The sequence below is a fragment of the Vibrio sp. Vb1554 genome (genome assembly GCF_033344235.1).
In genome coordinates, this window is record NZ_JAWPOJ010000044.1 from 22,271 (window position 1) to 30,431 (window position 8,161).

An 8,161-nucleotide genomic window follows, 5' to 3' on the forward strand; every position below is an offset into this window, starting at 1 on the left:
TCGACTTTCATCAAGAGAGAAAAGGATTACTCTTCGTCTTCTAGCTCGATGTTGATACCTAGCGAGCGGATCTCTTTCAACAGTACGTTGAACGATTCTGGCATGCCAGGTTCCATGCTGTGGTTACCGTCTACGATGTTCTTGTACATCTTAGTACGGCCGTTAACGTCATCCGACTTAACCGTTAGCATTTCTTGTAGCGTGTAAGCAGCACCGTATGCTTCTAGTGCCCATACTTCCATCTCACCGAAACGCTGACCACCGAACTGAGCTTTACCACCTAGTGGCTGCTGAGTTACTAGGCTGTACGAACCAGTTGAACGAGCGTGCATCTTGTCATCAACAAGGTGGTTCAGTTTCAGCATGTACATGTAACCAACAGTTACAGGACGCTCAAACGCATCACCTGTGCGACCATCAAACAGTGTTAACTGACCTGATGTTGGTAGATCTGCTAGCTCAAGAAGTGCTTTGATTGACTCTTCTGGAGCGCCATCAAATACAGGAGTCGCGATTGGTAGACCGCCACGCAAGTTCTTGATCAGAGTACGTACTTCATCATCAGATAGAGAAGCAATGTCTACTTTCTGGCGAGTGTCGCCTAGATCGTAAACTTTTTGTAGGAACTCGCGGAATTTCGCTAGTTCTTGCTGCTCTTTAACCATCTGGTTGATCTTGTCACCGATACCTTTCGCTGCCAGACCTAAGTGTACTTCTAGGATCTGACCGATGTTCATACGCGAAGGTACACCCAGTGGGTTAAGTACGATGTCTACAGGCTGACCTTTCTCATCGTATGGCATGTCTTCAACAGGGTTGATCTTAGAGATTACACCCTTGTTACCGTGACGACCCGCCATCTTATCACCAGGCTGAATGCGACGTTTAACCGCTAGGTAAACCTTAACGATCTTCAGGACGCCAGGTGCTAAATCATCACCTTGAGTGATCTTACGACGCTTAGTTTCGAACTTCTTATCGAAGTCAGCTTTTAGCTCATCCCACTGCTCAGCAAGTTGCTCAAGCTGAGTTTGTAGTGCGTCATCTTCTAGCGTTAGTTCTAGCCACTTCTTACGATCAGTTGTGTCTAGTTTCGCTTCAGAGTAACCGCCTTCAATCAATACAGCTTTAACACGGTTTAGAAGGCCGCCCTCAAGAATCTGGAATTCTTCAGTTAGGTCTTTCTTCGCTTCTTTAAGCTGCATCTGTTCGATTTCAAGCGCACGCTTGTCTTTCTCTACGCCATCGCGAGTAAAGACTTGAACGTCGATGATCGTACCTGATACAGAGTTAGGTACACGTAGTGAAGTATCTTTAACGTCAGATGCTTTTTCACCGAAGATTGCACGTAGTAGCTTCTCTTCAGGCGTTAGCTGAGTTTCACCTTTAGGTGTAACTTTACCAACTAGGATGTCGCCACCCTTAACTTCAGCACCGATGTAAACGATACCTGACTCGTCTAGTTTAGACAGAGCAGACTCACCTACGTTTGGAATATCCGCTGTGATCTCTTCAGAACCAAGCTTAGTATCACGCGCCACACAAGTCAGTTCTTGGATGTGGATAGTCGTGAAACGGTCTTCTTGAACTACGCGCTCAGATACTAAGATCGAGTCTTCGAAGTTGTAACCGTTCCAAGGCATGAACGCGATACGCATGTTTTGACCAAGCGCTAGTTCACCAAGGTCTGTTGAAGGACCATCAGCAAGAACGTCACCGCGTGATACAGGCTCACCTGGCATCACACATGGGCGCTGGTTAATACATGTGTTCTGGTTAGAACGTGTGTATTTAGTCAGGTTGTAGATGTCGATACCAGCTTCACCTGGTACTAGCTCTTCTTCGTTAACTTTAACAACGATACGAGAAGCATCTACTGACTGGATTACACCACCACGTTTAGCAACTGCAGTTACACCTGAGTCAACGGCTACGTTACGTTCAATACCAGTACCAACAAGCGGTTTGTCAGCTTTCAGTGTTGGAACTGCCTGACGTTGCATGTTCGCACCCATCAATGCACGGTTCGCATCATCGTGTTCTAGGAACGGGATAAGCGATGCAGCGATAGATACAACCTGGTTTGTCGCAACGTCCATGTACTGAGCATGCTCACGAGGGTGTAGACCAGATTCACCTTTCTGACGAGCTGTGATCAGCTCATCTGCAAAAGTACCATCTTCGTTTAGCTTAGCGTTCGCCTGTGCGATAACGAATTGGCCTTCTTCGATTGCAGATAGGTAATCTACTTCGTCTGTTACTACGCCATCTACAACGCGACGGTATGGTGTCTCTAGGAAACCGTACTCGTTACAACGCGCAAACGCAGATAGAGAGTTGATCAGACCGATGTTTGGACCTTCAGGCGTTTCGATAGGACATAGACGACCGTAGTGAGTTACGTGTACGTCACGTACTTCGAAGCCAGCACGTTCACGAGTTAGACCGCCAGGACCCAATGCAGAAATACGACGCTTGTGCGTTACTTCTGATAGCGGGTTGTTTTGGTCCATGAACTGCGAAAGCTGTGAAGAGCCAAAGAATTCTTTAACTGCCGCAGAAATTGGCTTCGCGTTGATCAAGTCTTGAGGCATGATTGCGTCAAGATCGCCTAGGCTTAGACGCTCTTTAACTGCACGCTCAACACGTACTAGACCTACACGGAACTGGTTCTCAGCCATTTCGCCTACAGAACGGATACGACGGTTGCCTAGGTGGTCGATATCGTCCACTTCGCCCTTACCGTTACGGATCGCGATCAGCTTCTTCATCACTTCGATGATATCAGTTTCATCAAGTGTGCCTTGCTCTTGAGCATCTTCACGGCCGATAGAGCTGTTGAACTTCATACGACCAACAGTCGATAGATCGTAACGCTCTTCAGAGAAGAATAGGCTTTCGAATAGAGCTTCTGCAGCTTCTTTTGTTGGCGGCTCACCAGGACGCATCATGCGGTAGATTTCTACCAATGCAGAAATACGATCAACCGTGCTGTCGATACGTAATGTTTCTGACATGAATGGACCGTGGTCTAGATCGTTCGTAAATAGAACTTCTAGCGCTTTGTGGCCTGCCTGAGATAGGTTCGCTAATGCTTCCAGGCTGATTTCCTGGTTAGCGTTAACAATGATCTCGCCAGTTGCTTCATTGATGTAATCTTTAGATGCAACTTTACCAACGATGTACTCAACTGGTACTTCGATGTGATCAACGCCATCTTTTTCTAGTTGGCGGATATGACGAGCTGTTACGCGACGACCCTGCTCAACGTAAACTTTACCATTTGCTTCGATGTCGAATGACGCAGTTTCACCACGTAGACGATCAGGAACCAACTCCATCAATAGAGTTTGGTCTTTCACTTCGAAGTTCACTTTCTCGAAGAAGATATCTAGGATTTCTTCTGTCGACTTACCTAGTGCACGAAGGATGATCGATGCTGGTAGCTTACGACGGCGGTCGATACGAACGTACAAGTTATCCTTAGGATCAAACTCGAAATCAAGCCATGAACCACGGTAAGGAATAACACGTGCGTTGTATAAAACTTTACCTGAAGAGTGGGTCTTACCCTTATCGCTGTCGAAGAACACGCCTGGGCTTCGGTGCAGCTGGGATACGATAACCCTCTCGGTACCGTTGATTACGAAGGTACCATTGTCTGTCATGAGTGGAATTTCACCCATGTAGACTTCTTGTTCTTTAATGTCTTTTACAGTACCTGCTGGCGCGTCTTTATCAAAGATAACTAGGCGTAGTTTTACACGTAGTGGCTTTGAGTAAGTTACACCGCGGATTTGACATTCTTTAACGTCAAAAACTGGCTCACCAAGACGGTAGCTAACGTATTGCAGCTCAGAATTGCCGTTGTAGCTCTGAATCGGGAATACAGAACGGAAAGCGGCTTCAAGACCGTATTGACCTTCAGGATCCTGTTCGATAAATTTGTCGAACGAATCGAGCTGGATCGATAGCAGGTATGGAATGTCCAAAACTTGTGGACGAGTACCAAAGTCCTTACGGATGCGCTTTTTCTCGGTATAAGAGTAAACCATGGGGTTCCTCAGCTCGCTGATAAGTGACCCAAACTGTCCGCCCGCTCCTAGTTACTTAAGGGGGGTAAGGGACAGTGACTAATATAGCTGTTTACTGTAGTGACATTTCATTTCGTAAGAATGAAATGTTTTTTGCATGGATATCAGGCGCTTAAACAGCGGGAAAATTCGCCTATACCCTACAGCGCAAAAAGGCCGGTGGTTAAAAAACCACCAGCCAATTAGCCGTTAGGCTAAGAAACTATGCAATAATTACTTAACAGCAACAGTTGCACCAGCTTCTTCTAGCTGAGCTTTAAGAGCTTCAGCTTCTGCTTTCTCAACACCTTCTTTAAGAGGTGCTGGAGCGCCGTCTACTAGAGCTTTAGCTTCTTTAAGACCTAGGCCAGTTGCGCCACGTACTGCTTTGATTACAGCAACTTTGTTACCGCCAGCAGCTTCTAGGATTACGTCGAATTCAGTTTGCTCAGCAGCAGCTTCGCCTGCAGCAGCGCCGCCAGCTACAACAGCAGCAGCAGCAGAAACACCGAATTTCTCTTCCATTGCTTCGATTAGTTCAACAACTTGCATTACAGACATTTCTGCAACTGCGTCTAGGATTTGCTCGTTAGTAATAGACATAACAATTCTCTTTTAAGTCAACAATAAGTTTATTAAGCAACCAGTAAAAAGCAAGGCTTATGCCGCTGCTTCTTGTTTTTGATCGCGGATAGCTGCGATAGTACGCGCCAGCTTGCCAGCCGAAGCTTCTTTCATGCACATCATTAGGCGTGCAATTGCTTCGTCGTAAGTTGGTAGTGTTGCTAGTACTTCAGCGTCAGTTAAAGCGCCTTCAAATGCAGCAGCTTTGATCTCGAAATCTTTGTTCTCTTTAGCGAAGTCTTTGAAAAGACGCGCTGCAGCACCTGGGTGCTCATTAGAGAATGCGATTAGAGTAGGACCAGTGAAAGTATCAGTTAGACACTCGTACTCAGTACCTTCAACCGCACGACGAGCAAGAGTGTTACGAACAACTCTCATGTAAACGCCAGCTTCACGAGCTTGTTTACGTAGAGAAGTCATCGCGCCAACTTGAACGCCACGAGAATCAGCTACAACTGCAGAAAGTGCACCACTGGCAGCTTCGTTGACTTCAGCAACAATTGCTTTTTTGTCTTGAAGGTTTAAAGCCATCTTGGATTTACTCCTGGTTGTCGTTACACCACTCACTATCATCACGACAGTGAGAGCTATTGAGGTGCTTCCCCAGAAGAAAGTTAACTATATTACATAGAGCTTTCTGTCAGTTCGGGCACCATCTACGTAGGATAATTAAGTTTGCTTTTACACAAACACCTACGGTCTTGGACGGAGACTGGGTCTTAATTCATTTCGAACTAGGAGACAGTTCAAAGAACCAAAGTTCAGCCCCAACCACAAATATTAGGCGCAAAATTATACACTAATTTTGCGCCTAAGCAAATAAATTATGCTTGAGTGTTCAGGCTAGCCTGATCAACAGCAACACCAGCACCCATAGTAGTAGAGATGCTTACTTTCTTCAGGAAAGTACCTTTCGCTGAAGATGGCTTAGCTTTCTTCAGAGCAACTAGAAGTGCTTCTAGGTTCTCTTTGATCTGCTCAGCAGAGAAGTTTGCTTTACCGATAGTAGTGTGGATGATGCCGTTTTTGTCGTTACGGTAACGAACCTGACCAGCTTTAGCGTTTTTAACTGCTTCAGCAACGTTAGGAGTTACAGTACCAACTTTAGGGTTTGGCATAAGACCGCGAGGACCTAGGATAGTACCTAGTTGACCTACAACGCGCATTGCATCTGGAGAAGCAACAACTACGTCAAAGTTCATTTCGCCTTTCTTAACTTGCTCAGCAAGATCTTCCATACCTACGATGTCTGCGCCAGCTTCTTTAGCTGCTTCAGCGTTAGCACCTTGAGTGAACACTGCAACGCGGATTTCGCGGCCAGTACCGTGAGGTAGTACAGTTGCACCACGTACGTTCTGGTCAGATTTACGAGCATCAATGCCTAGGTTAACAGCAACGTCTACAGACTCAACGAATTTAGCAGTCGCTAGTTCTTGAAGAAGAGCAACAGCTTCGTTGATTTCGTATTCTTTAGTTACGTCAACTTTTTCGCGGATTACGCGCATGCGCTTAGTTAGTTTTGCCATCTTATTAACCCTCTACCACTAGGCCCATTGAACGAGCAGTACCAGCGATAGAACGCTTCATCGCTTCGATGTCAGCACCAGTCATATCAGCAGCTTTAGTTTCTGCGATTTCTTGGATTTGAGCGTCAGTTACAGTACCAACTTTTTCAGTGTTTGGACGACCTGAACCAGACTTAACGCCAGCAGCTTTCTTAAGAAGAACAGCAGCAGGTGGAGTCTTAGTTACGAACGTGAAAGAACGGTCGCTGTATACTGTGATAACTACTGGAGTTGGTAGACCTTTCTCAATAGATTCTGTTTTTGCGTTGAACGCTTTACAGAATTCCATGATGTTCACACCGTGTTGACCTAGTGCAGGACCTACTGGTGGACTAGGGTTAGCCATACCAGCAGCAACTTGTAGCTTGATGTAAGCTTCAACTTTCTTAGCCATGATAATTCCTAAGTTTGGGTACAAACGCTAATCGCGGATCAGCTCCCCGTTTGTGTAAGAAACTTTTTACTTCACTTGAAGTAAAAAGGCGCGAAATTATAGTCATAATCCGCGCCTTATACAACCCTAAAAAGGTGATTTTTTATACTCTTTAACGAAGAGTCTTAGTCCAGCTTTTCAACCTGACCAAATTCAAGCTCAACTGGTGTCGCACGACCAAAGATCGATACAGACACTTTCAGGCGGCTCTTCTCGTAATCCACTTCTTCAACCGTACCGTTGAAGTCAGCAAATGGACCTTCGTTAACACGTACCACTTCACCCGCTTCGTACATTGTACGCGGACGAGGCGCTTCACTCGCTTTCTCAAGACGATTAAGAATCGCGTCAGCCTCTTTATCCGTGATAGGTGCCGGACGGTCTGAGGTACCACCAATGAAGCCCATGACACGCGGCACACTGCGTACTAGGTGCCATGATTCATCGTTCATAATCATCTGAACAAGGACGTAACCTGGGAAGAACTTACGCTCAGATTTGCGACGCTGACCCGCGCGCATTTCCACTACTTCTTCAGTAGGAACCAGTACTTCACCGAATAGCTCTTCCATGCCGTGCATTTTGATATGCTCGCGCAGAGATTGAGCTACACGACCTTCAAATCCAGAGAAGGCTTGAACCACATACCAGCGTTTTTTTGGAGCTTCACTCATGAATAAAAACCCTCTATACCCCAGTTGCTAGAGCTACTAGACGAACCATAATTCCGTCAATACCCCATAGCACTAGAGCCATTACAATACTTACAGCTAAAACGATCAGTGTTGTTTGCATGGTTTCTTGGCGAGTAGGCCAAACAACTTTACGTACTTCCATACGAGATTCTTTTGCAAAACTGATCGCTGCTTTACCTTTAGTCGTTGTTGCTGCAACGCCTAAGGCAGCTGCAATAAGAACAACAACGCCTGCAGCACGAACCACTACAGACATTTCACCATACAGGTAATTACCCACAACAGCGGCAGCTGCCAATACGAAAGCGGCTACCCACTTAAACGTATCTGCTGCGTTTGAGCTATCAGGAGTTTCAGCATTATTTGCTTTCATAAAACCAACCTGTTACAAGTCTTAATATAGACGACAACAACCCCGCTGTTGCAGGGCAAACTCCATATCGCTGAAAAAATCAGCGTACTCTTCTTAAGATTAAGCCTCTTTGCTTAATCTTGCTCTGCGCCCAACCCACTTCTGAACAAGAAAACAGCAAAAATAATGTTGAGTGCAGAAAAAGGGCATCAAATGATGCCCTTTTTGCTACTGGTTCGTCAAATCTAATTCAAGATTTTCCGAAAGCATCGCTAATTCGCTATGAATTAGTCGAAGATCTTAGCAACAACACCAGCACCTACTGTACGGCCACCTTCACGAATCGCGAAACGTAGACCTTCGTCCATTGCGATTGGTGCGATTAGCTCTACAGTCATCTGTACGTTGTCGCCTGGCAT

At 45.8% G+C, this 8,161-nt stretch carries 7 protein-coding genes and 1 pseudogene; all 8 read right to left on the reverse strand.

The window, feature by feature from the left end; genetic code table 11:
- Nucleotides 1–26: 26 nt before the first annotated feature.
- The gene (rpoB, locus tag R8N28_RS22225; RefSeq protein WP_005384685.1) at nt 27–4,055 is read right to left on the reverse strand and encodes a DNA-directed RNA polymerase subunit beta; all 4,029 of its coding nucleotides are present in this window, start codon (nt 4,053–4,055) and stop codon (nt 27–29) included.
- Between the two features lie 252 nt (nt 4,056–4,307).
- Nucleotides 4,308–4,676, reverse strand: coding sequence for a 50S ribosomal protein L7/L12 (rplL, locus tag R8N28_RS22230; protein WP_005382540.1), 369 nt, complete (start codon nt 4,674–4,676; stop codon nt 4,308–4,310).
- Between the two features lie 57 nt (nt 4,677–4,733).
- Complete coding sequence (gene rplJ, locus R8N28_RS22235; RefSeq protein ID WP_005382538.1) at nt 4,734–5,228, reverse strand: 50S ribosomal protein L10; 495 nt, start codon at nt 5,226–5,228, stop codon at nt 4,734–4,736.
- A gap of 293 nt (nt 5,229–5,521) precedes the next feature.
- Nucleotides 5,522–6,223: a 50S ribosomal protein L1 gene (rplA, locus tag R8N28_RS22240; RefSeq protein ID WP_005384683.1), complete on the reverse strand. Its 702-nt coding sequence runs from the start codon at nt 6,221–6,223 to the stop codon at nt 5,522–5,524.
- 4 nt (nt 6,224–6,227) lie between these two features.
- Entirely contained in the window at nt 6,228–6,656 is a 429-nt protein-coding gene (gene rplK / locus R8N28_RS22245; RefSeq protein ID WP_005384682.1) for a 50S ribosomal protein L11, read from the reverse strand.
- Between the two features lie 164 nt (nt 6,657–6,820).
- Nucleotides 6,821–7,369 (reverse strand): transcription termination/antitermination protein NusG, encoded by a 549-nt coding sequence (gene nusG, locus R8N28_RS22250; RefSeq protein ID WP_005384681.1) that lies wholly within the window; start codon nt 7,367–7,369, stop codon nt 6,821–6,823.
- Nucleotides 7,370–7,382: 13 nt separating this feature from the next.
- A complete protein-coding gene (gene secE / locus R8N28_RS22255; protein WP_005384680.1) occupies nt 7,383–7,763 on the reverse strand; it encodes a preprotein translocase subunit SecE in 381 nt (126 codons plus the stop codon).
- Between the two features lie 266 nt (nt 7,764–8,029).
- Nucleotides 8,030–8,161: pseudogene (gene tuf, locus R8N28_RS22260) on the reverse strand (elongation factor Tu); the annotation flags it as partial.

Excerpts from the sequence above, each read along its gene's own strand:
- rpoB (WP_005384685.1), bottom strand. The coding sequence starts at position 4,055 with ATGGTTTACTCTTATACCGAGAAAAAGCGCATCCGTAAGGACTTTGGT.
- rplL (WP_005382540.1), bottom strand. The coding sequence starts at position 4,676 with ATGTCTATTACTAACGAGCAAATCCTAGACGCAGTTGCAGAAATGTCT.
- rplJ (WP_005382538.1), bottom strand. The coding sequence starts at position 5,228 with ATGGCTTTAAACCTTCAAGACAAAAAAGCAATTGTTGCTGAAGTCAAC.
- rplA (WP_005384683.1), bottom strand. The coding sequence starts at position 6,223 with ATGGCAAAACTAACTAAGCGCATGCGCGTAATCCGCGAAAAAGTTGAC.
- rplK (WP_005384682.1), bottom strand. The coding sequence starts at position 6,656 with ATGGCTAAGAAAGTTGAAGCTTACATCAAGCTACAAGTTGCTGCTGGT.
- nusG (WP_005384681.1), bottom strand. The coding sequence starts at position 7,369 with ATGAGTGAAGCTCCAAAAAAACGCTGGTATGTGGTTCAAGCCTTCTCT.
- secE (WP_005384680.1), bottom strand. The coding sequence starts at position 7,763 with ATGAAAGCAAATAATGCTGAAACTCCTGATAGCTCAAACGCAGCAGAT.